Raw genomic sequence first — 26,969 nt, forward strand, 5'->3', positions numbered from 1 at the left:
AGCGCAAGAGAGCTCAAGTGATCCCATGACCACCAATCCGATCGTCAACATTGCCGCCCTCAACAAATGGTACGGCGATTTCCATGTGCTGCGCGACATCAATCTTGGCGTCGCCAAGGGTGAGCGCATCGTCATCTGCGGCCCGTCCGGCTCGGGCAAGTCGACCTTGATCCGCTGCATCAACGCACTGGAGGAATTCCAGGAAGGCGAGATCACGGTCGACGGCATCGAGCTCGGCCCCAATCTCAAGCGGGTCGACGAGGTCCGCCGTGAAGTCGGCATGGTGTTCCAGAGCTTCAATCTGTTTCCGCATCTGACCGTGCTGGAGAACTGCACTCTGGCGCCGATCTGGGTGCGCAACATTCCGCAGAAGGAAGCGGAAGCCACCGCGATGAAATTCCTGGAACGCGTCAAGATCCCCCATCAGGCGCACAAATATCCCGGGCAGATGTCAGGCGGTCAGCAGCAGCGCGTCGCGATCGCGCGCGCGTTGACGATGAATCCGAAAGTGATGCTATTCGATGAGCCGACCTCGGCGCTCGATCCGGAAATGGTCAAGGAAGTGCTCGACACCATGGTCGACCTCGCCAAGGAGGGCATGACCATGCTGGTCGTCACCCACGAGATGGGTTTTGCCCGCGAGGTCGCCAACCGGGTCGTGTTCATGGACGCCGGCCAGGTCATCGAATCCAATACGCCGCAGGAGTTCTTCGCCAATCCGCAGCATGCGCGCAGCAAGCTGTTCCTGAGCCAGATCCTGCGGCACTGAGTTTGGTTTGAGGGACTTGGATGGTGAGCGCACCATCCAACTCCCTAGTCCGGAAGCCCGGCCATGGCGCGCGGATCGACGTAGCGGTCGTACTCCTCTCCGCTCAACAGGCCGAGCGCCAGTGCAGCTTCGCGCGGCGTCGAACCGTCGGCCTGTGCCTTGCGCGTGATCTGCGCAACCTTGTCGTAGCCGAGAACCGGGTTGAGCGCTGTCGCAAGCAGCAGCGCATTCGCGACATTTGATGCAAGCCTGCGACGATCGACCTCGATCGCGCGAATGAGCTCGACTGCAAGGATGCGGCTGCCATCGGCGAGAAGCCGGATCGACTGCAGCACATTGTAGATCAGGACCGGTTTGGCCACGTTGAGCTCGAACGTGCCGGATGCGCCTGCGGCGGTCACCGTGGCGTGGTTTCCGATCACCTGGAACGCCACCTGCGCCACCACCTCGGCAATTGTCGGGTTGCGTTTTCCCGGCATAATGGACGAGGTCAGACCGTCATGCGGGATGACGAGTTCGCCGAGACCGCAGCGCGGGCCGGAGCCGAGCAGGCGGATGTCATTGGCGATCTTCAGCAGCGACACTGCGAACGTGTTGAGCATGCCGGATATCTCGACCAGGCTGTCGTGCGTGCCCATGCTCTCGAACTTGCTCTGCGCCGGCGCGAAAGCGATTCCGGTCAAGCCGCTCAGCTCCTCGCAGAACGCCACATCGAATCCGGCCGGTGCATTGAGGCCGGTGCCGACGGCCGTGCCGCCCTGCGGTAGGGCATGGAGCCGCGGCTGCGCCCCCAAGATTCGGGCCATGCCGCCGTCGACCTGGCGCGCGAACGCGTCGAACGCCTGCCCCATGGTCATGGGCACGGCATCCATCAGATGCGTGCGGCCGATTTTGACGATATCTGCGAATTCCGCCGCCTTCGCGGCGAGTTCATCGCGAAGCGTCGTCAACGCGGGCAGAAGCCGATCGCGCAATTCCAGGGCGGTCGCGATGTGCATGACCGTGGGAAAGCTGTCGTTGGAGGACTGCGAGCCGTTGACGTGATCATTGGGGTGGACCGGTGACCTTGCACCGAGCGGCCGGCCGGCCAGTTCGTTGGCGCGGTTGGCGATCACCTCATTGACGTTCATGTTGGTCTGGGTGCCCGAGCCGGTCTGCCAGATCGTCAGGGGAAAATGGTCGTCGAACCCGCCGTCGCGAAGCTCGGAAGCCGCCTGCTCGATCAGAGCCGCGATGGTAGTATCGATGGCGCCGAGCCGCGCGTTGGCGCGCACGGCGGCAAGCTTCTGCAGGGCAAAGGCGCGGATCAGGCAGACCGGAAAGCGTTCGTGACCGACGTCGAACACGCCCAGGGCGCGTTGGGTCTGCGCGCCCCAGTATCGGTCGGCCGGGATTTCGATCGCGCCGAAGGCATCATGCTCGAGCCGCATCTGCATCATGTGGTCGTCCTCTGTCGCGATCCTCATCAGTGTCAGATCGAGCGGGGGTCGCTCTCGACCTGCGCATAGGTGGCCGGGTCGAACTCCCCGGCGAGCTTGGCAACGACAACCGTGGCCACTGCGTTGCCGATGACGTTGCAGGTCGCCAGCGCGATGGAGAGGAAACGATAGACACCGAAGATCAGCGCGAGCCCGTCCACCGGAAGGATACCCGACGCCGTGACCGTCGCTGCGAACACGACGAAGGAGCCGCCCGAGACGGTTGCTGCACCTTTGGACGTCAGCAGCATGATTGCGAGCAGCCCAAATTCCTGATCCCAGCTCAGGTTCACGCCATAGGCGTTGGCGAGAAAGATCACGCCCATCGCCATGAACAGCGACGTGCCGTCGAGATTGAAGGCGTAGCCGGTCGGCAGCACCAGACCGACCGTCTGCTTCGAGGGGCCGTAGGCCGGCATCTTCTCCAGCAGGCGCGGCAGAACGCTTTCGGAGGAGGCGGTGCCGAGCATGATGAGGATCTCGTCGCGGATGTAGCGCAACAGATGGAAGATGCTGATGCGGAACAGTGCGCAGATCGCGCCGAGCACCACGACGATGAACAGCACGACCAGGACGTAGAACGCGGCGACGAAATAGGCGAGGGCGATCAGGACCGCCGTGCCGTTCGAGCCGACCGCGTAGGCGACGGCGCCGAAAGTGCCGATCGGCGCCAGCGCCATGATGATATGGATGAACTCGAAAAAGGCCGTCGAGATCACGTTCAGACCGCGCTCGATCGGCGCCCGCCGGCCCGGCGACAGGGCCATCAGGCCGAAGCCGAAGATCAGCGCGATGACCAGGACCTGAAGCAGCTCGCCGCGCGCAAAGGCGCCGATGAAATTGTCAGGAAATACGTTGAGGAGAAACTGATCGAAGCTCGTATGCGAGCTTGCGGCCGCCTTTGCCGCGGCCTCGGCGCCTTTCGCTGCCGCCGCAGGCGCCGCGACATGGCCGAGATTGCGGCCGGCCCCGCTGAGATTGCCGAACGCCAGACCCAGCGCGAGTGCGATCGTCGACACGATCTCGAAATAGATCATGGCGATCAGCCCGACCTTGCCGACGCGCTTGATGTCTCCGGCCGCGACGATGCCGACGACCACCGTGAGGAAGACCAGCGGCGCGACGGCGGTCTTGATCAGGCGCAGGAAGATATCGCCCAACACCTTTAGCGATGCGCCGAATTCCGGCCACAGCAGACCGACGATGATGCCGAGCACCATGCTCACCGCCACCTGCAGGCCGAGATTGCGCCACGGCGCCTTCCGCTTCGGCGCAGCGGTCTCGGCGGTGAGGCCGTCGCTGTGCGCCGTTGCAATGATGCCCATGAGCTTCTCCTCCGTTGTCGTTGCTTTGGCCCGGCGCTCTCGGGCGCCTTGGTTGATCTGGTTCGATCGATTTGTAGGCAGGCTGCGGGGCGATCAGGCGTGGCGCGACCCGAGCACGCGGTCGATCATCGGCCCGCACAGGCCGAGATAATTGGCGGGGTTGCAATGGCGGCGGATCGCCTCCCTGCCGCCGAGCGCATCGGCGATCTCCGGGATCTCCGACAGGATGTCGGCGAGTTCTCCACCTTGCTCGATCGCCTTGCGGCAGGCGCCATAGACCACGTCATGGGCATGCTGGCGCCCGAGCTTGGGAGCTGCGGCCATCATCACCGCCTCGGCGACGATCAGGCCGTGGGTGAGGCCGAGATTCTCCAGCATCCGCTGCTCGTGCACGACAAGCCCGGACAGCATGAATTTGGCGCTCGCGAGCGACGCCGCCGTGAGCAGGAAGCTCTCCGGCAGCGATATCCATTCCAGATGCCACGGCCCCGTTGCGCGCTCGAAATCGTGGATCATGGCGTCGAGCATCGTTGCCACGTGCTGACGCACCGCCTTGGCCGCCGCCAGCATCAGCTCGCTCGAGATCGGGTTGCGCTTCTGCGGCATCGTCGAAGATGCGCCGCGTCCCGGCACGAACGGCTCCGACACCTCGCCAAACTCGGTCGCCGACATCAGCATGACGTCGGTCGCGATCTTTCCGAGCGAACCCGTGATGAGACCGAGCAATGTCACGGCCTCGGCGAGGCCGTCGCGTGCGACGTGCCAGGTGATGGACGGTTGATGCAGGCCGAGCTCTTCGCAGAGCAGCCGCTGCATCTCGAGCCCGCGGTCGCCGACCGAGGCGAGGGTGCCGGCCGCCCCGGAAAATTCTCCGATCAGGATCCGCGGCAGCGCCTGATCGAGTCGCTCGATATGGCGGTCGATCGACGATAGCCAGACCGCGACTTTGTAGCCGAAGGTCACCGGCAATGCCTGTTGCAGATGCGTGCGACCCGCCATTGGCGTGTCGCGATATCTGTCTGCCATGGCCGCCAGGATGCGCCGGAACTCGAGCAGGTCGCGCCCGACGATTGTAAGCGCGGCGCGAATCTGCAGCACATTGGCGGTGTCCATGATGTCCTGGGTGGTCGCTCCCCAATGAACGTAGCGCCCGGCCTCGCCCGCAGCTTCCGACAGCTGATGGACCAGCGGCAGGATCGGATAGCCGACGATCTCGGTTTCCCGGCGGAGCTTCTCGAAATCGATGCTGATGGAGCGCGATGCCGCCTCGATGGCCGCTGCGGCATCGGCGGGCACGACGCCCATCCGTGCCTGGGCGCGCGCAAGCGCCACTTCTACCTCCAGATAGCGGCCGACCAGCGCTTCGTCCGAAAACACGGCGCGCATCTCGGCCGTGCCGAACATGTCGCGGAACAGGATCGAATCGAAAACGGTGCTGCCCACGCATCTCTCCCTGGAAATTATGTTCGTACATATTGATATGTACGAACATAATGGGAGAGTCAACGCCCCGACTTGACGAATCCCGAGTCAGTCGGGCTTCGATGCAATGCCGGTCGGGGATCGGCTGGGGAGGTCGGGTGGAGACACGTTACGCCTATGTTGCTCGTGCGCTTGCTGAGGCGATCGCGGCGGGCCGCCATCCGGTGGGCTCGATGCTGCCGAACGAGCTCGAGCTGGCCGAGCAATTCGCTGTCAGCCGCGCCACGGTGCGTGCCGCGATGCGCGAGCTCCAGGCATCAGGCCTGATCAGCCGGAAGAAGAATGTCGGGACCCGTGTCGAGGCGCTGAGGCCCTCGCGCAGCGCCGGCGGCTTCGCCCAGACGCTGAACTCGATCGAAGCCGTACAGCAGTTCGGGGTCGAGACCGAACGGCACGTACAGCGCGTCGCGGATGTCGTGACTGACGATGCACTGGCAAAGGCCCTCGGGTGTCGGGCCGGCCGGCGCTGGCTGCGGATATCGAGCCTTCGTCTGGTCCCGGACGATGCATCCAGGACGCCGATCTGCTGGACGGACGTCTACATCGATGACGCCTTTGCCGCCGAGGTTCGCGCCAGGATCGACACGCACCGCGCGATCTTCGGTACGCTGGTCGAGCAGATTTCCGGGCGGCGATTCAGCGAGATCCGCCAGGACATCAGTGCCGTCGGCGTTCCCGAGCCGATTGCGGAGCCGCTGAAGGCCGCTCCCGGCGCGCACGCGCTCTCGATCCGGCGACAGTATCTGTTCAACTCGAATGAGATGGCCGAGGTGTCGATCAGCGTCCATCCGGCCGATCGCTACCACTACACCACACGTCTGCTGCGCCAGCAGTGATCGCGCTTCCCCTCACACGAAGGGTGGTTTGATCTCGCTGCGCTTCTCCAGCCATGCCGGAACGGGCAGGTTCTTCGAGCGCATGAACTCCGGATTGAACAGCTTCGACTGATAACGATTGCCGGAGTCGCAGAGGATGGTCACGATCGTCTTGCCGGGGCCGAGCTGTTTGGCGAGTTCGATTGCGCCGGCGACGTTGATGCCGGTCGAGCCGCCCAGGCACAGACCCTCGTGGTGCAGCAGGTCATAGATGATGCCGACGGCGTCCTCGTCGGAGATCAGGAACGCCGTGTCGACCTTCGCCGTCTCGATCACCGGCGTCACCCGGCCGAGGCCGATGCCTTCAGTGATGGAATCGCCGGGCGTGGACTTGACCTCGCCGTGCTTGAACCAGTTGTACATCCCAAAGCCATGCGGATCGGCGCACGCCGTGACGATGTCCTTGTTCTTTTCCTTCAAATAGCGGGTCGTGCCGGCCAGCGTGCCGCCCGTGCCGACCGCGGAGACGAAGCCGTCCACCTTGCCACCGGTCTGCTCCCAGATCTCAGGGCCGGTCGATTCGTAATGGGCCTTGGCGTTGTCGAGGTTATTCCACTGGTCGGCGAACAGCACGCCGTTCGGTTCGGTCTTGCGGAGCTGGTCGGCAAGGCGCCGGCCGACATGCTGATAATTGTTCGGATTGGCAAAGGGCCGCACCGGGACCTCGACCAGTTCGGCGCCGCAGAGCCGCAGCATGTCCTTCTTTTCCTGGCTCTGCGTGTCCGGGATCACGATCAGGGTGCGATAGCCGCGCGCTGCCGCGACCACGGCAAGCCCGATGCCGGTATTGCCGGCGGTCGCCTCGACCACCAGGCCGCCGGGTTTCAGATCGCCGCGCTTCTCCGCTTCCAGGATCATCCATTTGCCGGCGCGATCCTTCACGGACTGCCCGGGATTCATGAACTCGGCCTTACCAAGAATGGTGCAGCCGGTCGCTTCCGAGGCGTGCTTGAGCTTGATCAGAGGCGTGTTGCCGATCGCTTCGACGACGTCGTTTCGAATTGTCATGGCGCAATAACCGCTAAGGGACTCTTCCGAGAGATTTAGGAAGACCGTAGCGCAGTATCCAGCTGCGCGTAAGGCGCAGCGCACCAACGCATGGTTGGTCAGCGATCGTGGTCAACGCGCCTTAGCGAACACGACCTGTCGGACATCGATATTGCCGGAGAGGAAACCTGCTTCGCAGTAGGCCAGATAGTATTCCCACAGACGACGGAAGCGGTCATCGAAGCCCGCCGGAGTCAGGTTTGGCCAGGCCGCACGGAAATTGTTCCGCCAGATGGCAAGCGTCTTGGCATAATCTTGCCCAAAGATGCGCTCGCGAACGACAGGAATTCCAAATCGCTCGCCGAGCGTCTTCAGGATCTGCGGCGACGGCAGCATGCCGCCTGGGAAGACATAGCGCTGGATGAAGTCGACCTCCCGGCGATAATGCTGGAACATGCTGTCCTGGATCGTGATCGCCTGGATGCCGGCGAGCCCACCCGGCAGCAGCCTGTCTCGCAGCTGCGAGAAATATTTCGGCCAGAACTGCTCGCCGACCGCCTCGATCATTTCAATCGAGGCGATCCGGTCATAGCGGTCGCGTTCGTCGCGATAGTCCTGCAGCCTGATTTCGACCCTGTCAGCGAGCCCGGCTTCGTGAATGCGGCGCTGCGCAAAATCGCGCTGCTGGCGGCTGATGGTGAGGCCGACGACCTTGGCGCTGAAGGTCTTGGCGACATATTCGGCGAAGCCGCCCCAGCCGCAGCCGATCTCGAGCAGCTTCTGCCCGGGCTTCAGGTCGATGGCCTCCGCCAGCCGTCGATATTTGTTCTTCTGCGCCGAGGTCAGATCGGTCGTGTGCTCCTCGAAGATCGCCGAGGAGTAAGTCATGCTCGAATCGAGCCATGCCGAATAGAACGCGTTCCCGATGTCGTAATGCGCGTAGATGTTGCGCCGGGCCTGCCGCCGCGTATTGCGGTTGAACCAGTGGCGGACCATCTGGGCGAAGCGGATCAGCGGCTTGTCGTTCAGCATGGTCTGCAGCAGTTCATGATTGACGCAGAACAGATAGAGAAACTGCGTCAGGTCCGGCGTCTCCCAGTCGCCGTTGAGATAGGCCTCGGCGATGCCGATGTCGCCGCCATTGATCAGGCGCGAGGCGAAGCCGTAATTGTGGAGGATCATGACCGCCGCCGGCCCGGGCTCGATCCCGCCAAGCCTGATCACCCGGCCATCCAGCAATGTTACGTCGAGCGTTCCCCGCCGAAGCCCGGCGCCGAAGCCAAGCGCCAGCCGCGCCAGCCGCGGCAGGTCAGCGAGCACCTGGTTGATGTTGTCAGGGGTGACAGCAATGACATCCGGCATGACAGGTCCATCCAGCGCAAACGGCTCCGCGTCCAAACGGTCGCGCCATCGATGCTGCGTGGCAAAAACAAGCCTTCCGGACCCAGAGCGCGCTGACGACGGACCGTCAGCGCCGCACAATATAAGCGTGGCTTTCGCCATTCGCCAAGCCGGTATTGGAACCCGATGCGTGAGGTATATCGGGCCGGGGCACCAGGGCGATCCCCTTCAGCCAGAGCCGCAGCGCTTCCCAGTGGATTGCGGCAAAAATCTTGAACGTGACAAGTGGGAGCGAAACGAAAGCGCGGAACAGGGTCCGTGACGTCAGGGCGCGGCGGCGGCCGAGGAAGGTGGCGGCGAGCAGGGGACCGTCACCGCCGGCCTCCAGGATCCGCAGCTTGACTTCGTTTCCCGGCGGGGAGATCCGAAAATGGTAGCGCAGGGGCATGTCGAGGAAGGGCGAGACATAGAAGGTCTTGTCCTGCGCCTGCCGAAGTCCGGCTGGCGTGAGCTCGCCCGGCCGGACCGGCAGCACGTAAGGATTGATCTCTCCAAAGGTGTTGCGGACCTCGTAGATCACAAGCGCCAGGCTGCCGTCAGCACGGTAGCAGAAATAGACCGACAGCGGGTTGAAGACATATCCAAGCAGGCGCGGATAGCAGAGCAGCAGCACGCGTCCGCCGGTCAGATCCACGCTGTGCTCGGCCGCGCGGGCCTGCGCATAGGCGAGCAGTGACGATCCGTCGCGGAGGCCGTGATCGGCCTCATGGAAGCTGTAGAGCGCGCTGCGGTTGACGCCGAACAGGGGAGATTGGCGGTCCGCCTCATCAAGCCGGTCGAGATCGATCAGCAGGCTCAGGACCCGGTAGCTGAAGCGGTGGGGCTTGGGTCGCAGCCGTGCGTGCATCACGGGGCCGACGTAAAGCGCGGCTGCAGCCGATGCCTCGCCGTGCATTGTTGGCCGGCCCAACATCATTCCGCCGCCTCGGCGAGCGGTGAGCGCAAGCTGCGCCACGGCGCGACCGCGCCGAGCGCTTCGGCCACGCCGAGGCCGGAGCGTAGCCCGTCCTCGTGGAAGCCATAGCCGGTCCAGGCCCCGCAGAACCAGGTGCGGCGGCGTCCTTGGATCTGCGGCAGCCGCTTCTGCGCGGCAAAAGCGGCCGCCGTATATTGCGGGTGCTCGCAGAGATATTTGCCGAAGGTCAGTTCAGGCGCCGGCGCGAAAGGCGGGTTGAGGCTGACGAACAGCGGCTTGTCGTCGCCGATCCCCTGCAGCTTGTTCATCCAATAGGTGACGGCGACATCGTTGAGCGGCAGGCCTTCGCGTTGCCAGCGCAGGAAATTCCATGAACCCCAGGCCCGCCGCCGCTTCGGCATCAGCCTGAGATCGCGATGCAGATAGACCGTATTCGGCGAATATCGGATGGCGCCGAGAATGCTGTGCTCGTGTTCATCTGCGTCGCCGAGCATCGTCAGTGCCTGGTCGCTGTGGGCGGCGATGACGACGTGATCGTAGCTGTCACGGCGGCCGCTGCTGTCCGCGACCACGACGCCGTGGGCGGTCCGCTCGATCGTGGTCACTGCGCTGCCAAGACGCAGGGATGAGCGAAAAGCGGACGTCAGTTTCTCCACATAGCGCTGGCTGCCGCCCTTGACCGTGCGCCACACCGGCCGATCGTATTGCAGCAAGCGGTGATTGTTGAAGAACGCAACGAAATTCTCTGCCGGAAAGTCGAGCAATTCGCGCGCCGGCGCCGACCAGATCGCGGCGCCCATCGGCGCCAGATAGTCAGAGAGCAGGCGCGGGGCGAAATGGTTGCGCCGAAAATAGTCGCCGAGCGAGAGCCCTGCGAGCCTGCCGGCCTTCAAATCGGCGACGCTCTGCTCGTTGAAGGTGAGAATGTCGCGCAACATCCAAAGGTAGGATGATGAGAGCAGATTGGCGGGCTGGGCGAACAGGCCCTTCGCGGTCTCGAGCCAGGTATTGCCGCCACCCTTCCACTCGAAGCGGCCTGCATCCGCTGTCACCGCAAAGCTCATGCAGCTTTCGACGGTCTCGACACCGAGGTGATCGAACAACGCGGTCAGCTCGGGATAGTTGAGCTCGTTGTAGACGATGAAGCCGATATCGACAGCAAGCGGCGTTCCTTCATAGTCGATCGTGACGGTGTGGCTGTGGCCTCCTGGCCGAAGCTCGCGCTCATACACGGTGACCGGATAACGTTGCGACAGGGCCCAGGCCGCGGCGTTGCCCGCAATCCCCGTTCCAATCACCGCGACTCGCATTCAGAAAGCCCCCTTGACCTGCACTGTGCGAGCTACGGTGTGGTCCGCCATTGGTTTCAGGGCGCGGCATTGACGGCACAACAGTCGAGAAAATGGCCCTCCCGAGATGAAATCTTGGTAAGAATGCGAGTCGTGCCGACGCCGGTCCGGCCAGAGAAAACCCCGAAAAATACGGGGAATCACGCACCTTCCTGGCGGCCCGGATGAAGCTCCGCCACCGGGGACGGGGCCGCCGCAGGACTGTCCGTCGCGCGGACGCACGGGTAGTATGGTCGGCAAGATTACAGGGAAGCATCACGTTCGTGTCCAGCTTGCAGATCGTCGCCGACGATACCGATCACGCGTGCGCAGGTTCGCGCCGGCGTGACGTCCTTGCGTGTTCGTCGGCGTGCGGAGACCGGCCGTGACTCATTTTGGCGCGATGGTCGGGCCAGGAATCGCGGCGCAGGTACGCTGGCGGCGCGCCGTACGATGGCTGGCTGCCGTCGGGCTGGCGGCGAGCTCGGCCGGGTGCCTGTTGACCCAGGACATCCCGGATCCCGCACTTGACATTCCCAGTCGCTACAAGCACGCGGCGGGCGCGGATTCGGTCGCGCCTCCGGCCCTGGACTGGTGGCGCGGTTTCGGGTCGAAGCAGCTCACCGAGCTGATGGAGGAGGCGCAGCGGGTCAATCTCGACATCGCTGCCGCCGTCGCCCGATTCAAGCAGGCGGACGCGCTGGCCCGACAGGCCGGCGCGGCGCTGCTGCCAAGCCTCTCAACGGCGGGGCAGGAGACCTATTCGCGCACGTCAGGATCGAGCGCCAGCGGGCTCAGCATTGGTGGCCGCGAGGTCGTCAACTATCAGGCTTCGCTTGCAGCGAGCTACCAGCTCGATTTCTTCGGCCAGAACCGCGATGCGCTCCAGGCCGCCGAGGAAACGGCGATCGCGGACCGTTTCGACCGCGATGTCACCTCGCTGACCACGCTCGCCAGCGTCGCCAACGCCTATTTTCAGGTGCTCGCCGCGCAGGATCGGCTGCGCACCGCCGAGCGCAACATTGCCAGTGCCCAACGGGTGCTCGATGCGATCAAGGAACGGCAAAAGGCCGGCACCGGTACCGATCTCGATGTGGCCCAGCAGGAGAGCGTGCTTGGTAATCAGAAGGCGACGGTGCCGCCGCTGCGGCAGACCCTCGACCAGAACATCAATGCGCTCGCCGTGCTGGTGTCGCGACCGCCCGAAAGCCTCCGCGTCGCCGGCGGCTCGCTCGATCACATCAGGACGCCGCGCGTGACGCCGGGCCTGCCGTCGGAGATTCTGACCCAGCGGCCGGATATCCGTCGCCAGGAGGCGCAGCTGGCGTCAGCGACCGCCAATGTCGGCAGCGCGCGTGCGCAGTTCTTTCCGACCATTCAACTGACCGGGCAGGGCGGCTATCAGAGCTCGGCACTGGCCTCGCTGTTCCAGCCGCACGCCGCCTTCTTCAGCCTCGTCGGCAGCGCCACCCAGCCGATCTTCGACGGCGGCAGGATCCTCGGCAATTTCGAGAACGCGAAAGCCCGACAGGACGAATTGCTGCAGACCTATCGGAAAACGGTCGTCCAGGCGTTTACCGACGTCGACAACGCGCTGTATTCGATCAAGCAGACCACGATCAGGCTGGAGCTGCAGCGCCAGGTCTTGGCGTCCTCGCGGCGGGCCTTCCAGCTCTCGGAGCAGCAATTGCGGGCCGGAACTGCCGACATCGTGACCGTGCTGAATACGCAATTGACACTATTTCAAGCCGAGGATGTGTACTGGCAGGCGCAGCTTGCGCGACTCCAGGCCATCGTGAGCCTCTATCAGGCGCTGGGCGGCGGCTGGGAGCCGAAAGTGGAGAAACCGGTCGATGCTCTTTAAGCCGGACCAGAAACAATCGGACAAGAAGTCTGCGGCTGTGAAGCGGCCCAGGTGGGGACAGCGCCTGGTTGCGCTGACGCTGACCATCGTGATCCTCGGCGGCCTTGGTTATATCGGCTGGAATGCCTTGCAACAGCGCCAGGCGGCGCTGCACATGCAGCGCCCCGATCTGCCGGTGCCCGTGCTGGCGACTACGCCCATCGTCAAGGACGTGCCGGTCTATCTCGACGGCGTCGGCGCGGTGCGCGCGCTGAATACGGTCACCGTGCGTTCGCAGGTCGACGGCAAGCTGATCGCGGTCAATTTCGTTGAAGGCCAGGACGTCAAGAAGGGCGACGTGCTCGCTGAAATCGACCCCGCGATCTATCAGGCGCAATACGATCAGGCCGTTGCCAAGAAGGCGCAGGACGAGGCGCAGCTCGCCAACCAGAAGCTCGACCTCGCACGCTATGAGCAGCTTGCGGCCACCAACGCCGGCTCGAAGCAGCAGGCCGACACCCAGCGCGCCGTGGTCGCGCAGCAGCAGGCGCTGATCAAGGCTGACCAGGCCGCGATCGACAATGCAGCGGCGACCTTGAGCTATACCAAGATCGTGGCGCCGCTGTCCGGCCGTGCCGGTCTGCGCCAGGTCGATCAGGGCAACATCATTCACGCAGCGGACGCCACCGGCCTCGTGATCATCACGCAGCTGCAGCCGATCGCAGTGCAGTTCAGCCTGCCGCAGCAGCAGATCATGCGGGTCAATGCCGCAGCGGCCAAAGGAGAGCTGGCGGTCGATGTGTTCGGCAATGACGGGGTCACCGTGATCGACACCGGGACGCTGAAGGGCATCGACAACCAGGTCGACCCCACGACCGGCACGCTCAAGCTCAAGGCCGAATTTCCCAACGGCAAATTCCAGCTCTGGCCCGGGCAGTTCGTCAACGTGCGTCTGAAGGTCGAAACGATTTCCAATGCGATCGTCGTGCCGACGTCAGCCGTGCAGCGGGGACCCGCGGGCACCTTCAGCTATGTGATCGGCGAGGGCGACATCGTCTCGGCCAAGCCGGTCACCGTGACCCAGCAGAACGAGACCGAGGCGGTAGTCGCGAGCGGCCTGACGACCTCGGATCGGGTGGTGACGACGGGCTTCGCCAATCTCGCCGACGGCTCCAAGGTCGTCGTCGGCCGCGACGACCAGACCCCATCAGCTGATCTCGCCCCGCGCAAGCGCGGCAACCGCAATGCGCAAGGGAAGGATCAGGGGAAGGGCGGTGGCCAGGCGCAAGATGGCCAATCCGGACCTGGGCCGGCCAAGACGGACGGGCAGGGCAAGGACGGCGAACACCGCAAGCGGCCGCAAGGGGAGGGCGGCCAGAGCGGGCAGGGACAGGCGGGGGGAGCGCCGCAGGGGGGCGAGCAGTCGGGCGGTGGCGCGAGGCCGCAGCCATGACCAAGATCAGCGGCTAGGAGCGCTGTCCGGATGGGTGTCTCCGAACCCTTCATCCGCCGTCCGATCGCGACGTCGCTGCTCGGCGTCGCACTGCTGATCGGCGGGCTATTGGGGTATTTCGGGCTGCCCGTCTCGGCCCTGCCGCAGGTCGATTTCCCGACCGTGCAGGTCACGACGCAGTTGCCCGGCGCGAGCCCCGACGTGGTGGCGTCACTGATCACGGCGCCCTTGGAACGCCAGCTCGGCCAGATTCCCTCGCTCTCCGCGATGAATTCCACCAGCTCGTTCGGTGTCAGCCAGATCTCATTGCAGTTCGATCTCGGCCGCGACATCGACGGCGCGACCCAGGATGTGCAGGCGGCGATCAACGCCGCCGCAGGCGTGCTGCCGAAGACGCTGCCCTATCCACCGACCTACGCAAAGGTCAATCCGGCCGATGCGCCGGTGATGACGCTCGCGCTCACCTCGGACACGATTTCGTTGCGCGCGATGAGCGACATCGCTGATACGATCCTTGCGCAGCGCCTGAGCCAGATGTCCGGGGTGGGACGGGTGTCAGTGCTCGGCGGCCTCAAACCGGCGGTGCGGATCCAGGCCGATCTGGCACGCCTTGCCGCTTACGGCATCGGCATGGAGGATCTGCGCAGCGCCATCGCCGGCGCCAACGTCTCAGGGCCGAAGGGCTCGCTCGACGGCGCGCAGCAGGCCTACACCATCACCGCCAATGATCAGATCGCGGCGGCCGATGCCTACAAGCCGATCATTATCGCCTATCGCAACGGTTCGCCGGTGACGATCGCCGACGTCGCGACCATCATCGACGGTTTGGAGAACGACCGCACCGGCGGTTGGTACCAGGGAACGCCGGCGGTCATCATCGACATCCAGCGCCAGCCCGGCGCCAATGTGATCGAGGTTGTCCGCCAGCTGCGGGGCGAGATTCCGAAGCTGCAGCGGACCATTCCGGCCGGCGTGAAGCTCAACATCGTCAGCGACCGCACCGTGACGATCAATGCATCGGTGCATGACGTGCAGTTCACGCTGGTTTTGAGCGTCGTGCTGGTGACGCTGGTGGTGCTCTTGTTCCTGCGCTCGATGCGCGCCACCATCATCGCCGGCGTGGCGCTGCCGCTGTCGCTGATCACCAGCTTCGGCATCATGTATTTCGCCGGTTTCAGCCTCGACAATCTGTCGCTGATGGCGCTCACGATCGGCACCGGCTTCGTCGTCGACGACGCCATCGTGATGATCGAGAACATCGTCCGCCACATGGAAGAGGGCGAGTCGGCGATGAGCGCCTCGCTGCGTGGCGCGAGCGAAATCGGTTTCACCGTGATCTCGCTGACGGTGTCGCTGATCGCCGTGTTCATCCCGCTCCTGTTCATGACCGGCTTGGTCGGCCGCATGTTCCGCGAATTTGCGCTCACCCTGACCATTGCGGTGGTGACATCGGCGGTGGTGTCGCTGACGCTGACGCCGATGATGTGCTCGCGGCTGCTCAAGCCCGCGCACGAGGAATGGGTGATCCCCGGCCTCAACGCCATCAGCCGGTTCATCGACCGTACCGTCGCCTTCTATCATCGGACCTTGCTGTGGGTGTTGGCGCGCCAACGCGCGACATTGTTGGTGACCTTTGCCACGCTGGCGGCAACGCTCGGGCTCTATGTCGTCGCGCCGAAGGGCTTTCTGCCACTGCAGGATACGGGATCCATCACCGCGGTGACCGAAGCGGGGCCGGACGTCTCCTTCGCCGAGATGCAGAAGCGGCAGTCGGAGGCGGCGGCCGCGATCCAGGCCGATCCCGATGTGATCGGCGTCGTCTCCGTGATCGGAGCCGGCTCGGTCAATCCGACCACCAATGTCGGCAAGCTCGTGATGACCTTGAGGCCACTGGGCGAGCGGCGCGACAATGTCGCCGTCGTGGTCGACAGGCTGAAGCAGAAGGTTGCCGCGATCCCCGGCATGACGGTCTATTTCCAGCCGGTTCAGGACGTGCAGATCTCGACCCAGTCGAGCCGCTCGCAATATCAGTACACGCTGACGGGCACGGACGCGGCCGAGGTGTTGAAATGGGCCGACAGGCTGGTGGCCGAGATGCGCCGCGAGCCGTTGTTCCGCGACGTCTCGTCCGAAGCCCAGGAAGGTGGGCTGCGCGCCGAGCTCACCATCGACCGGCAGCGCGCAGGCCAGCTCGGGGTCAATCTGCAAGGCGTGACCGACACACTGAATGACGCGTTCGCGCAGCGGCAGATCTCGACCATCTACGGCCAGGCCAATCAGTACCGCGTGGTGCTGGAAGCATTGCCGATGTATCAGCGCGACCCTTCCGTGCTGTCGAAGCTCTATCTGCCGGGCACCGGCGGTCAGGTCCCGCTCTCGGCTGTTGCGAGCTTGAAGCGCACCACGGCGCCGCTAGCGATCTCGCATCAGGCCCAGTTTCCCGCGGTCTCGCTCAGCTTCAATCTGGCGCCGGGCGCCTCGCTCGGCGAAGCGGTCGAGGCGGTGAGGGTGATCGAGAACCGGATCGGCATGCCCGGCAGCATCGGCGGCGTCTACTCCGGCGATGCCGCCGAGTTCTCCAAATCACTGGCCGGTCAGCCCTGGCTGGTGCTGGCTGCGGTGGTGACGATCTATATCGTGCTCGGCGTGCTCTACGAGAGCTACATCCATCCGATCACGATTCTCTCCACCCTGCCGTCGGCGGGCGTGGGCGCCATCCTGGCGCTGATGCTGTTCGGGCAGGATCTGTCGGTGATCGGCCTGATCGGCATCATCCTGTTGATGGGCATCGTCAAGAAGAACGCGATCATGATGATCGACTTCGCGCTCGAGGCGGAACGGAAGGAAGGCATGCCGCCTTATGAGGCGATCGTGCAAGCCTGCCTGTTGCGCTTCCGCCCGATCATGATGACGACGCTCGCCGCTCTGTTCGGCGCGCTGCCGCTGGCGATCGAAAGCGGCACCGGCTCCGAGCTGCGCTTTCCGCTCGGCATCTCCATCATCGGCGGCCTGCTGCTCAGCCAGCTGCTGACGCTCTACACGACGCCCGTGATCTATCTCGCGCTCGATCGCATCAACCGCAGGCTGGAACGGGCGCTTCCTCCGGTCGGGCCGGATGCACCGCCGATTGCAGGCGCGACCGAGGGCATCCAATAATGGCCTCGATCTCCGAACCGTTCATCCAGCGGCCGGTCGGCACCACGCTGCTGTCGATCGGGCTGTTTCTGGTCGGGATGGTCGCCTACATCTTCTTGCCGGTCGCGCCGGTCCCCAATGTCGACTTCCCGGCCATCTTTGTCACGGCAACGCGTCCGGGCGCCGACCCGTCCGTCATGGCCGGCACCGTCGCCGCACCCTTGGAGCGGCGGCTCGGCGAGATCGCGGGCGTCGACCAGATCACGTCCACCAGTTCGCTCGGCACCACCAACATTCAGATCCAGTTTTCGATCGGACGCGACATCGACAAGGCCGGGCGCGACGTCCAGGCGGCGATCAATGCGGCGTTGTCGGATCTGCCGAGCGACCTGCCGGCGCTGCCGCGCTTCCGCAAGGCAAATACGGCGGCAGCCCCGGTGTTCGTGCTGGCGCTGACGTCGAAGACGATGTCGACCAGCGCAATCTACGATGTCGCCGACACCGTGCTGGCGCAGCGGCTGTTCCAGGTGCCGGGTGTCGGCAACGTTACCGTCAGCGGCGCCGACCAGCCGGCGGTGCGGATCGCGCTCAATCCGGTCGCGCTTGCGAACGCCGGCATCGCCACCGACGACGTCAGGACCGCGATCGTCAATGCCAATCCGCTCGGCCCCGTCGGCATTTTCGACGGCGGCCGCCAGAGCGAGACCATCGCCATCAACAAGCAGATGCGCACCGCGGCCCAATTCCGCGACATCCTGATCAAGAGCGTCAACGGCAATTTCGTCCGGCTCTCCGATGTCGCCGATGTCGAGGATTCCGTCCGCAATGTGCGGCAGGTCGCCTGGTTCAACAAGAAGCCGGCAGTGCTGATCCAGATTGCCAAGCAGGGCGACGCCAATGTGATCGAGACCGTCGACCGCGTGAAGGCGCTGATCCCTGAATTGAGGCAGTGGGTGCCTGCGGGCCTCGATATCTCCGTGCTGGTTGATCGCACCAGCACGATCCGGGCTTCCGTCGAGGACATGCAGTGGACCTTGCTCGCCACCGCGGTCCTGGTGATGGTGGTGGTCTTTGCGTTTTTGCGCAGGGGGGTCCCGACGGTCGCGGCCGGCGTCTCGGTGCCGCTGGCCTTGGCCGGCACTTGCGCGGCGATGTGGCTCGCCGGCTTCTCGATCGACAATTTGTCCTTGATGGCGCTGGCGATTTCCGTGGGCTTCGTGGTCGACGACGCCATCGTCATGATCGAGAACATGTACCGCAATCTCGAGCATGGCATGCCGCCATTCCGCGCGGCGCTCGAAGGCGCCAGGCAGATCGGATTCACCGTGCTGTCAATCAGCCTGTCGCTGATCGCTGCCTTCATTCCGCTGATCTTCATGGATGGCGTGGTCGGACGGCTGTTGCGCGAGTTCTCGCTGACGCTGACCTTTGCCATCGTGGTGTCCACGGTGGTGTCGCTGACGGTCACCCCGATGATCTGCGCGCAATATATCAAGGAGGCGATTTCGGATCGCGCCACCTGGTTCGACCGCCTGGTGGAGGGCACGCTATCGCGCATGGTGCGCTTCTACACCTGGAGCTTGCGCGGCGTGCTCGGCTTTCCGCTGCTCACCTTGCTGGTGTTCTTCGCCACGATTGCGCTGACGGTGACGCTCTACATCAAGACGCCGAAGGGCTATTTCCCGATCGATGATTCCGGCTTCGTCATCGGCGCGACCCGCGCATCCGCCGATATCTCGTTCCAGTCAATGCTCAGCCTGCAGCAGCGCCTTGCCGACATCGTGATGGCCGATCCGGCCGTGGCCGGCATCGGTTCGGTGATCGGTGGCGGAGGCGGTCCGGGCGGCGGCACATCGAACCGCGGCACCATGTTCATCAGCCTGAAATCGCCGGAGGAGCGGGGCGGCGTCTCGACCCAGCTCGTGATCGATCGTCTGCGGCGCAACCTCGCGATGGTGCCGGGTATTCGCCTGTTCATGTTTGCCGCGCAGGACGTCCGCGCCGGCGGACGGCAGAGCGACTCGGACTATCAATACACGCTGACCAGCCCCGATCTCGACCTGCTGCAGAAGTGGGCGCCGATCGTCGCCAAGCGCATGGAGACCGTGGAAGGCATCACCGACATTTCCAGCGATCGCGATCCGGGCGGGCTGGCGCTGTCGCTGACCATCGATCGGCAAAAGGCGGCGATGCTGGGCGTTCGGGTGCAGGACATCGACAACGCGCTGAACAACGCGTTCGCGCAGCGCCAGATCTCGATCCTCTACAGCCAGCGCAACCAGTACATGGTGGTGATCGAAACCGATCCGAAATTCCAGACCGACCCGTCGAACCTCGACCGCATCTATGTGGCCGGCGCCGGCGACACCCAGGTGCCGCTGTCGGCGGTGGTGCACGCCCAGCGCGGCCTGTCGCCGCTCGCTGTGTTCCATTCGCAATCGTTTCCGTCGACGACGGTGTCGTTCAACCTGCTGCCCGATGTCACGCTGCAGACCGCAACCGCCAACATTCAGCGCGCCGTGGACGAGCTCCATATGCCCGAAGGCATCCGCGGCAGCTTTGACGGCAATGCCGGCGACTTCAACAAGACCAGCGGACGCCAGCCGCTGTTGATCCTGTTTGCGTTGGTGGCGATGTATATCGTGCTTGGTGTGCTCTACGAGAGCCTGGCCCATCCGCTCACGATCATCTCGACACTGCCGTCCGCGGGCCTCGGCGCGCTGCTCGCGCTCCAGGTGACCAACACGCCGCTCACCGTCATCGCTTTCGTCGGCATCATCCTGCTGATCGGCATCGTCAAGAAGAACGGGATCATGATGGTGGACTTCGCGCTGGAAGCCGAACGTCAGCACGGGCTGTCGTCGGCTGAGGCCATCTTCGAAGCCTGCCGCGCGCGCTTCCGCCCGATCCTGATGACGACGATGGCAGCGCTCTTCGCCGGCATTCCACTTGTCATCGCGACCGGGCCGGGAACCGAGCTGCGTCGGCCGCTCGGCATCACCATCATTGGCGGGCTGTTGGTCTCGCAGGTGCTGACGCTCTACACCACGCCTGTGATCTATCTGTTGATCGATCGCTTGCGGCGCCGCACCGAACCGGAGCCTCTCGCCGTGCCTGCGGAGTGACCTGGACCGTTGTCCCACCGCGACAGGCCGCGTATAGGCGGTCCATGTCAGATCAGCATCACGTCGCTGCGGCTGAGGCCGTTGCCGACTGTCCGCACTGCCAGAAGCCGACGCCGCTCTGCATCTGCGACAGCGTCACTCCGGTCGCGAGCCGTCTCTCACTTCTGATCCTGCAGCATCCGCAGGAGCAGGACAGGGCGCTCGGCACCGCCCGGCTGGCCGCACAGCATTTTGAAAATGCGGTCGTGCGCGTCGGCCTGTCCTGGCCGAGCCTGGCCAAGGCGCTGGGCCGGCCCGTCGCGGATCCCGCGCGGTGGGCGATCCTCTATCTCGGTTCTTCCAAAGCGGCCGACCTCGACCCGGAGAGCGAAATCGTCGCGTTGACGCGCAAGGGCGAGGCCGCCGAGAACCAGCGCGCCATCCTGAAATCGACCGAAGGCGTGATCCTGCTTGACGGCACCTGGAGCCAGGCCAAGGCGCTGTGGTGGCGCAATCCCTGGATGCTGAAGTGCCAGCGCGTGATTCTGGGACCCCGCCGGCCATCGCGCTATGGGCATCTGCGGCGCGAACCGCGCCGCGACGGGCTGTCCACCATCGAGGCGGCGGGGATGCTGATGGCCGCGCTCGAAAACCGCCCCGACATTGCCGCCAGCCTCAACGCGAGCTTCGAACGGATGCTGGCGCGCTATCGCGAGGTTGAGCGCAGTCATCCGGAACTCACGCCACGCCCCAAACCCCGTATGAATCGGGATCGGCAGCGTAAACGCACGGTTTAGAACGAGGGGGGTACGCTTTTTGCATTGCAGCATGAGACACAAGGATGTGGAAACATGCGCGAAGCTGACGAATCCAATGTGGTGCGATTGCGAGACTACGCCCGGAGGCCCACGGGCGCTGCGCGCCCTGAGGCGGTCGTAAGGTGCCCCTCGGTGGCGGAATCGGCGCAATTGCTGCCCTGGCCGCGGCCCCGCGCGGCATATCCCGGCGGGATCGACGATCTTCCGGTTTGAGCCCGGTTTCGACGCCAATCGTGCCGCCGGCCTTTCACGGCCGCTGCAGAAGATCGTCTTAAGTCCTTGAAAGGATTGTTGGAGGCCACGACCAGAATTGAACTGGTGTAAACGGTTTTGCAGACCGCTGCGTAACCACTCCGCCACGTGGCCCCACTAGGCGCGGATCAATACAGGCGATCAATGGGTTAGGCAACCCGCCTTCAACCGCTGTCCAAAATTTACGAAGCTCGGATTCTGCTCAACTCCGAAGCTCATGCGCGGTGGCGAGTAAGCTCGGCTTGGATCTTCAGACCGCCGCCGGGCATGTGCACCTTGATTGCCCACATCGCGGCGAAGATGAGTCGCGTGGTCGCAATTGAGCCCAAATGTTGTCCGAAAATTAAGAATGGCCTCGTCTCACCAGGTTGGCGTTCTTGTCTCGGCCTTCAAGGCTGCTTGGGTCGACTATTATGCGCGGCCGGAGACGAATTCCACTGTCGGCGCGGAGGTCGCGAGGCCCGCGCTGGTGAAGTTCCTGGTCGAGAAGGCGCGAGAGGGAACCACGGACGAGACCGTTCTCGCCGCGGCCGGCGTGGATTTTCTGATCGCGCTTGAGGCGCCGAATGGACCGGCCAAGCCCACTGTTCTCGATGCACCGGCGTGGCACCTGCGCTCAACGGGCACGGCGCGCTTTATTCCGCAAGGGCGTATTCGCTTGAACGCGAAATGACACCCGGCAGGTCGCCGCGGGGTATTCGGTCCCATTTCGGTGGCTGACAGCGGCTCAGGCGAGAGATGCAGTCGGTTAGCAGGCCGCGTGCCACCCGTCGGGAAACGGAATCAACGGCCAGCAGGTCTCGTTGTCGTTCGCAGCCTTCGGGGATGTGACAGATAGAGAAAATAAGCGTGGCATCAGGGCAATCTCTCGATCCGTCCGCGGCTCCGCCGCAATCGCCGTTCGCACGACGTCCAGCAATAATTCGTACTCAACTTCAGTCATGATGCCCTCACGCCGTTCGCGAGCGCACCGTCGCAAAACCCTTCTGTTTACCGATTGAGCAGATCGCTCGAGTTTTAACGATCGATCTCCGATCGCTGCATTGGTTAGCATGGCGTTTATTTTCGCGCCGAACCTAAGGAAACGAAAAGCCACAACATGTGAAAGAGATCACAGTTCCAAAGGAATATTCCCACCAGCCATCCAAAGACTTAAACCGCCGACTCCATTTGGCGCCGAGTTTCGGCAATCCGCCGCGGCTCGGCATTTCACCGCCGCGCCGGGGCAGCGGCGGGATTTTCAAGTCGAGGCGCGGCCGGCCAGGCCAGGGCGTCGCCAGCGGGGAAACTCAAAATGTCCTGCACGAGTTGGATGAGATCCGTCGGCTTGAAGGGTTTCGCCAATCCGTAGAGACCCGGTATCCTGGCAGACATGTCCGGGAAGTCCGGCGCGCCGCAACCGGACTCCAAGACCAGGCCCGACATCATGACGATCGGCATGTTGGGCCATGCCGCGCGGGCGGCGCGGATTACCTGCTTCCCGTCGATCTCTGCCAGGTTCAGGTCGATCAGGGCTGCGGCATATTCATCGCGCGCAACAGCTTCAAGTGCGGCCCGGCCGTCGGTCATGGCCGTGACCACATAGCCTTGCCTCGCGAGCAGATGCTGGATCACGCAGCAGATGCCCACCTCGTCGTCAACGACCAGGATGTTGTTCATGATGCCTTCCGGACAGAAGCTAATCCGCCAGCTCGATCCTTGATTTCGGTCAGGAGCCGTTGACGGACCTCCAATGCGCGGTTGATGGCTTCCAGCAGGTCGAGGATATCGAACGGCTTTTGCAGAGCGGCGGTGGCGCCCAACTTGATCGCCATCCCGAGGAAGTCGGGGGCGCCCTGTCTGCGATCGGTGAACGCATATCCCGATATGGCGATGAAGGGGACGGTTGGATCGATCTTGATCAACTGGCGGACGGTGGCGAGACCATCCATGCCTGGCATGAACATGTCGATCACAACCGCATCGAAGCAAACGCTGCCGATCAGCCGAATTCCGGTCGAGCCGTCCGGCGCCAGGAACACGCCAAACTTCTTCTGCTTCAGCAGCATCTCCAGAGCGGCGCGAGTCGCATGGTCGTCGTCGATGATTAGGATGGTGGGCATGGGCTACCTCAGCTGTCAGTCAGACTGAAGGACGCGCACGCTACAGCGCAACCGATGTCACCGAGACTCACCCAAGACTCACTCACTTCCAATGTGCGGAGGAGGGCAGACTGAATTAATTGTTCCGGCTTTGCAACCAGGAGTTTTGCGGCTTCAACGTCTGTGTGGTTGGGAGAGGCTGATGGATTGGCGATCGTTAAATGTGCACGTTATGATGCAAAAAGAGCGAATGAAATACCGCACAGCTGGAGCTGTCGCGTACGTCCTATGAGGTGGCGCGCGGCTTCGGCTGTCAAACTCATCGGCTCAAGAGATCTCAAACAACCTTTAGCTGTCGTTTTGCTACCGTCGCCGTGCCGAAGTCTTCACCCCCGAACAATGTGCACGCAGGAGGGATCGCGAAATCGTAGATCCTGGCGAGATCGCAAGCTGTGACGCGATGATGAATCTGTTCGGCGAATTGCTCTCGTCAACGATTGCCAAACAGGCGCGGGCGCGCTGAGGAATGACAGCTCGTCCGCGCGGCTCTCCGAATCCGAAGCGCCCGGAACAGTCGGGTCATGAGCTTGACCGCGGGCAGTCTCGCATGACGACAGGATGGGTGAGGGGCGAGAGCGTTGGCTCCCCGGGCTGGATTCGAACCAGCGACCATTCGATTAACAGTCGAATGCTCTACCGCTGAGCTACCGAGGAACAGGCGACGCAAGGTCGCGAGCGGGGGAGCGTATAACAAAGCCGCATCGCCTTGCATAGGACGAAATCACAGGAATTCAACGAACTCGAAAAAGAGAAAAAAGTTTCATTGTACCAGATGGTTATGTGAAAATGGGTGGGCTTAGCCGAGTCGTTCGACCAGGAATTGGGGCCCTGATCTTCGAGGCGGATCGAGCCCGATCCTCGATCTGTACGACTCGCAGGCGCCGGGACTGGCGATCGTCTCAAGCAAGCTCACGCACCTTACCCGTCGCGCATTTTGAGTGTGATAGCGACAGCCGCGCCGTATGCCCGGCATGGTGACAAGTCGCATCAGGATTTTGCAGAGGGCCGATCAGCCGATCAGGGAGACGAGTGGCGCCTCGCGTCACCCCGCTGGATCGCTTTGGGCCTGATCACCATGTTGCGTTTTTGAAAGCCTTGTACCAAAAGGTGACGCAAGTTCCTCCGCGGCTTGTCCGCTTCGCTTGCAGGTCTGCCCATGTCCTCATTCGCCACTGCGCGCCAGAAAATGGTCGATGGCCAGGTGCGCACCAATGATGTCACCGATCACCGTGTGCTGGATGCGATGCTGACGGTGCCCCGCGAGACCTTCGTTCCCGAGGACCGCCGCGCGCTCGCCTATCTCGATCTCGATCTCGACATTTCCGAAGCTGGATCGGCCAAGCGTTTCCTGATCAAGCCGATGCTGACCGGGAAGCTTTTGCAGGCCGCCGAAATCGCACCGACTGATCATGTCCTGGTCGTCGGATGCGCGACCGGCTATCTGGCCGCCTTGGCCGCCAGGCTCGCCGAGAAGATCACCGCGACGGAACCCGATCCGGTCATTGAAGGCCGCGCCAAGGCGCTGATCGGGAACCAGGGCAACGTCAGCGTCCGGGTGGCCGGATGCGCGCAGGGCGACCCGGGTGACAGCCGGTACGATGTGATTCTCCTGAATGGCGCCTCCGAAGTTCCCGTCGACGGATTGTGCCGCCAGCTCAAGGAAGGCGGGCGTCTGGTTGGCGTCTTCGCCAAGACCAAGCCCGCGCGGGCCATGATCATCACACACTCGCACCAAGATTTCGGCTCTCGGGTATTGTTTGATGCCGCCGCGCCGGTTCTTCCGGGGCTCGAGCGGGTGCCTGAGTTCGTTTTTTGATCCGATTTGCCGGGAAATTGCCCCGAAACTGCCTCTCGAGGGGAACTCGCCGCGAGAATCTGCGGCGGCCACGGGCTCACGAGCCGGCAGAAATCTGTTTTAAATCAGAAGTGTGGCCCGGATGCTGCACGCTCAGAGTTTCCACACGAGTCCGGCGCTGGGTGGTTTCGTCACGCTTGCCCGCGGAATAAGGTGTGGTGGTGCGCGGGAGTCTCTCTTGTGGCTAAAGGCCCGGCTGGGGCGTTCAGCCGGTACAACGATGATTGGAACAAGGATGTTTGGGGTGAAGGTCGTCACCGCAGCGGCGGCTGTGGTCCTCCTGATGGCTTGTGCGGGACCGGCGCCTGCGCTTGCCGATACGATAGAGGCTGCGCTGGTCCGAGCCTATCAAAGTAATCCGCAACTGAATGCGCAGCGCGCTCAAGTCCGCTCCACTGACGAAAACGTGCCCCAGGCCCTGTCGGGATATCGGCCGAAGGTGAACCTCACTGCGACCGGCGGTTACCAGTACCAGGACATTCAGCTCTCTCCGGCCACCCCGTCCTTCCACGGAACGACCGTCCCGCGAAGCGTCGGTGTGACCGCAACCCAGACGCTCTACAACGGCAATCAGACTGCGAACCGTACACGCGCGGCCGAAAGCCAAGTGTCTGGCGCGCGCGAAGGTCTGCGCGTTCTGGAGCAGCAGGTGCTGCTGCAAGCGGCCACGATCTATATGGATTATCTGCGTGACGCTGCGATTGTGGAAGTCCAGCGCAGCAATACCCGAGTTCTCGAACAGACTCTGAAACAGACGCGCGATCGCTTCAACGTCGGCGAAGTCACCCGGACCGACGTCGCCCAATCAGAGGCGCAGCTTGCTGCCGGCCGCACCCAGCAGCTGACGGCCGAGTCCAATCTGACGACCACCCGCTCCAATTTCCGCCGCATCATCGGCAATGAGCCCGTGAACCTTGCGCCGGGGTCGCCCGTCGACCGCTTCCTGCCGTCCACCCTGCAGCAGGCCGTCGAGATCAGCCTGATTGAGAATCCAAACGTCACCGCGGCGATGTTCGGCATCGACGTCAACTTCCTCCAGGTCAAGATCAATGAGGGCGCTCTGCTGCCGACGGTGACGGTGCAGGCTTCGGCACAGCAGGCAAATGAGCAGAGCTTGCAGAGCTTGCGCTCGTTCGGTGCGTCGGCAATCGCCCAGCTCTCGGTGCCGATCTACCAGGGCGGCGCCGAATATGCGCTGATCCGGCAGTCCAAGGAGAATCTGGCGCAGCAGCGTCTCAACCTCGACACCACCCGCGACCAGACGCGCGCCAATGTGGTCACGGCATGGGGGCAGCTCGTTGCCGGCAAGGCACAGGTCGCCTCGGCTCAGGCGCAGGTGACTGCATCGGAGGTCGCACTCAACGGCGTCCGCGAAGAGGCGAAGGCGGGTCAGCGCACCACGCTGGACGTGTTGAACGCGCAGCAGGCGCTGGTCAACGCACGCAACGCCCTGGTGACGGCACAGCACGATCGTGTGGTCGCATCCTACTCGGTGCTCAATTCGGTCGGTCGGCTTTCGCCGCAAGTGTTGAACCTGCCGACGACGTCTTACGATCCGAGCGTTCATTACCAGCAGGTCCGCGACAGCTGGGCCGGCGTTCGGACGCCCGACGGGCGATAAGCGAATCGCGATGGAACTAAATTTCGACGCCTCGGCCGATGGCCGAGGCGTCTTGCATTTGGGGCCGAAAACCGCGGCTTTTGTTGAGGCGATGCGTCGATGCTGTCAGAGGTTGTGGCGCACCTGCGTCGAATGGCGACCAACTTGAGCTGCTCCACCGCTTGGCAGCCTGCGTTGCTTGCAATC

At 63.6% G+C, this 26,969-nt stretch carries 20 protein-coding genes and 2 tRNA genes; 10 read left to right on the forward strand and 12 right to left on the reverse strand.

All coding sequences use genetic code 11. The features are described from left to right. Window positions 1-25 precede the first annotated feature (25 nt). The gene (locus tag BRAS3843_RS32310; RefSeq protein ID WP_008973422.1) at window positions 26-769 is read left to right on the forward strand and encodes an amino acid ABC transporter ATP-binding protein; all 744 of its coding nucleotides are present in this window, start codon (window positions 26-28) and stop codon (window positions 767-769) included. A gap of 44 nt (window positions 770-813) precedes the next feature. On the opposite strand, the gene BRAS3843_RS32315 is transcribed toward BRAS3843_RS32310, so the two are convergent. The 3 genes from BRAS3843_RS32315 to BRAS3843_RS32325 form a co-directional block, all read right to left on the reverse strand. Then, window positions 814-2,235 (reverse strand): class II fumarate hydratase, encoded by a 1,422-nt coding sequence (locus tag BRAS3843_RS32315; protein ID WP_244425529.1) that lies wholly within the window; start codon window positions 2,233-2,235, stop codon window positions 814-816. A gap of 5 nt (window positions 2,236-2,240) precedes the next feature. Further along, window positions 2,241-3,572 carry a cation:dicarboxylase symporter family transporter gene (locus BRAS3843_RS32320; protein ID WP_008973424.1) on the reverse strand — a complete coding sequence of 444 codons (1,332 nt, stop codon included), beginning with the start codon at window positions 3,570-3,572 and terminating at the stop codon, window positions 2,241-2,243. 93 nt (window positions 3,573-3,665) lie between these two features. After that, window positions 3,666-4,976 (reverse strand): adenylosuccinate lyase family protein, encoded by a 1,311-nt coding sequence (locus BRAS3843_RS32325; RefSeq protein WP_083841482.1) that lies wholly within the window; start codon window positions 4,974-4,976, stop codon window positions 3,666-3,668. Window positions 4,977-5,152: 176 nt separating this feature from the next. Here BRAS3843_RS32325 and BRAS3843_RS32330 point away from each other — a divergent pair, with 176 nt between their 5' ends. Then, complete coding sequence (locus tag BRAS3843_RS32330) at window positions 5,153-5,890, forward strand: GntR family transcriptional regulator (protein ID WP_008973427.1); 738 nt, start codon at window positions 5,153-5,155, stop codon at window positions 5,888-5,890. A gap of 12 nt (window positions 5,891-5,902) precedes the next feature. Here the strand turns inward: BRAS3843_RS32330 and BRAS3843_RS32335 are convergent, their stop codons facing one another. The 4 genes from BRAS3843_RS32335 to BRAS3843_RS32350 all read right to left on the reverse strand — a co-directional run bounded on the left by BRAS3843_RS32335 (window position 5,903) and on the right by BRAS3843_RS32350 (window position 10,543). Beyond that, on the reverse strand, window positions 5,903-6,937 hold the full coding sequence (locus BRAS3843_RS32335; RefSeq protein WP_008973428.1) for a cysteine synthase A: 1,035 nt from the start codon (window positions 6,935-6,937) through the stop codon (window positions 5,903-5,905). Between the two features lie 111 nt (window positions 6,938-7,048). After that, complete coding sequence (locus tag BRAS3843_RS32340; RefSeq protein WP_008973429.1) at window positions 7,049-8,278, reverse strand: cyclopropane-fatty-acyl-phospholipid synthase family protein; 1,230 nt, start codon at window positions 8,276-8,278, stop codon at window positions 7,049-7,051. 106 nt (window positions 8,279-8,384) lie between these two features. Next, window positions 8,385-9,233: a DUF1365 domain-containing protein gene (locus BRAS3843_RS32345; RefSeq protein WP_035983544.1), complete on the reverse strand. Its 849-nt coding sequence runs from the start codon at window positions 9,231-9,233 to the stop codon at window positions 8,385-8,387. Then, on the reverse strand, window positions 9,230-10,543 hold the full coding sequence (locus tag BRAS3843_RS32350) for an FAD-dependent oxidoreductase (RefSeq protein ID WP_008973431.1): 1,314 nt from the start codon (window positions 10,541-10,543) through the stop codon (window positions 9,230-9,232). Before BRAS3843_RS32350 ends, BRAS3843_RS32345 begins: the two co-directional genes overlap by 4 nt. A gap of 421 nt (window positions 10,544-10,964) precedes the next feature. On the opposite strand from BRAS3843_RS32350, the gene BRAS3843_RS32355 reads away from it, so the two are divergent. The 5 genes from BRAS3843_RS32355 to BRAS3843_RS32375 are packed head-to-tail and all read left to right on the forward strand — an operon-like array spanning window position 10,965 to window position 20,893. After that, window positions 10,965-12,425 carry an efflux transporter outer membrane subunit gene (locus tag BRAS3843_RS32355; protein WP_050886570.1) on the forward strand — a complete coding sequence of 487 codons (1,461 nt, stop codon included), beginning with the start codon at window positions 10,965-10,967 and terminating at the stop codon, window positions 12,423-12,425. Beyond that, window positions 12,415-13,857 (forward strand): efflux RND transporter periplasmic adaptor subunit, encoded by a 1,443-nt coding sequence (locus BRAS3843_RS32360; protein WP_008973433.1) that lies wholly within the window; start codon window positions 12,415-12,417, stop codon window positions 13,855-13,857. Before BRAS3843_RS32355 ends, BRAS3843_RS32360 begins: the two co-directional genes overlap by 11 nt. 30 nt (window positions 13,858-13,887) lie before the next feature. Beyond that, on the forward strand, window positions 13,888-17,013 hold the full coding sequence (locus tag BRAS3843_RS32365; protein WP_008973434.1) for an efflux RND transporter permease subunit: 3,126 nt from the start codon (window positions 13,888-13,890) through the stop codon (window positions 17,011-17,013). After that, window positions 17,013-20,117 carry an efflux RND transporter permease subunit gene (locus tag BRAS3843_RS32370; protein WP_008973435.1) on the forward strand — a complete coding sequence of 1,035 codons (3,105 nt, stop codon included), beginning with the start codon at window positions 17,013-17,015 and terminating at the stop codon, window positions 20,115-20,117. Before BRAS3843_RS32365 ends, BRAS3843_RS32370 begins: the two co-directional genes overlap by 1 nt. Window positions 20,118-20,161: 44 nt before the next feature. Then, window positions 20,162-20,893 (forward strand): tRNA-uridine aminocarboxypropyltransferase, encoded by a 732-nt coding sequence (locus tag BRAS3843_RS32375; RefSeq protein WP_008973436.1) that lies wholly within the window; start codon window positions 20,162-20,164, stop codon window positions 20,891-20,893. A 313-nt stretch (window positions 20,894-21,206) separates the two neighbouring features. Here BRAS3843_RS32375 and BRAS3843_RS32380 read toward each other — a convergent pair. Then, window positions 21,207-21,280 (reverse strand) — tRNA-Cys (locus tag BRAS3843_RS32380). A gap of 235 nt (window positions 21,281-21,515) precedes the next feature. Here BRAS3843_RS32380 and BRAS3843_RS32385 point away from each other — a divergent pair. Then, window positions 21,516-21,839, forward strand: a complete 324-nt coding sequence (locus BRAS3843_RS32385; RefSeq protein ID WP_008973437.1) for a hypothetical protein — start codon at window positions 21,516-21,518, stop codon at window positions 21,837-21,839. A 75-nt stretch (window positions 21,840-21,914) separates the two neighbouring features. Here BRAS3843_RS32385 and BRAS3843_RS42395 read toward each other — a convergent pair whose 3' ends face one another. The 4 genes from BRAS3843_RS42395 to BRAS3843_RS32405 form a co-directional block, all read right to left on the reverse strand. Then, window positions 21,915-22,109, reverse strand: a complete 195-nt coding sequence (locus BRAS3843_RS42395) for a hypothetical protein (protein ID WP_035983546.1) — start codon at window positions 22,107-22,109, stop codon at window positions 21,915-21,917. A gap of 266 nt (window positions 22,110-22,375) precedes the next feature. Next, window positions 22,376-22,825 carry a response regulator gene (locus tag BRAS3843_RS32395; RefSeq protein ID WP_008973438.1) on the reverse strand — a complete coding sequence of 150 codons (450 nt, stop codon included), beginning with the start codon at window positions 22,823-22,825 and terminating at the stop codon, window positions 22,376-22,378. Then, window positions 22,822-23,214 (reverse strand): response regulator, encoded by a 393-nt coding sequence (locus tag BRAS3843_RS32400; protein WP_244425530.1) that lies wholly within the window; start codon window positions 23,212-23,214, stop codon window positions 22,822-22,824. The genes BRAS3843_RS32395 and BRAS3843_RS32400 overlap by 4 nt, the downstream gene beginning before the upstream one ends. 672 nt (window positions 23,215-23,886) lie before the next feature. Beyond that, window positions 23,887-23,961 (reverse strand) — tRNA-Asn (locus BRAS3843_RS32405). 502 nt (window positions 23,962-24,463) lie between these two features. Here BRAS3843_RS32405 and BRAS3843_RS32410 point away from each other — a divergent pair. Together BRAS3843_RS32410 and BRAS3843_RS32415 are read left to right on the forward strand one after the other, a co-directional pair. Next, window positions 24,464-25,123, forward strand: a complete 660-nt coding sequence (locus BRAS3843_RS32410; protein WP_008973440.1) for a methyltransferase domain-containing protein — start codon at window positions 24,464-24,466, stop codon at window positions 25,121-25,123. Between the two features lie 274 nt (window positions 25,124-25,397). Further along, a complete protein-coding gene (locus BRAS3843_RS32415; RefSeq protein WP_008973441.1) occupies window positions 25,398-26,783 on the forward strand; it encodes a TolC family outer membrane protein in 1,386 nt (461 codons plus the stop codon). The last annotated feature ends 186 nt before the right edge of the window (window positions 26,784-26,969 follow it).

Origin of the sequence: Bradyrhizobium sp. STM 3843, from assembly GCF_000239815.1 — a bacterium.
Classification (GTDB): domain Bacteria; phylum Pseudomonadota; class Alphaproteobacteria; order Rhizobiales; family Xanthobacteraceae; genus Bradyrhizobium.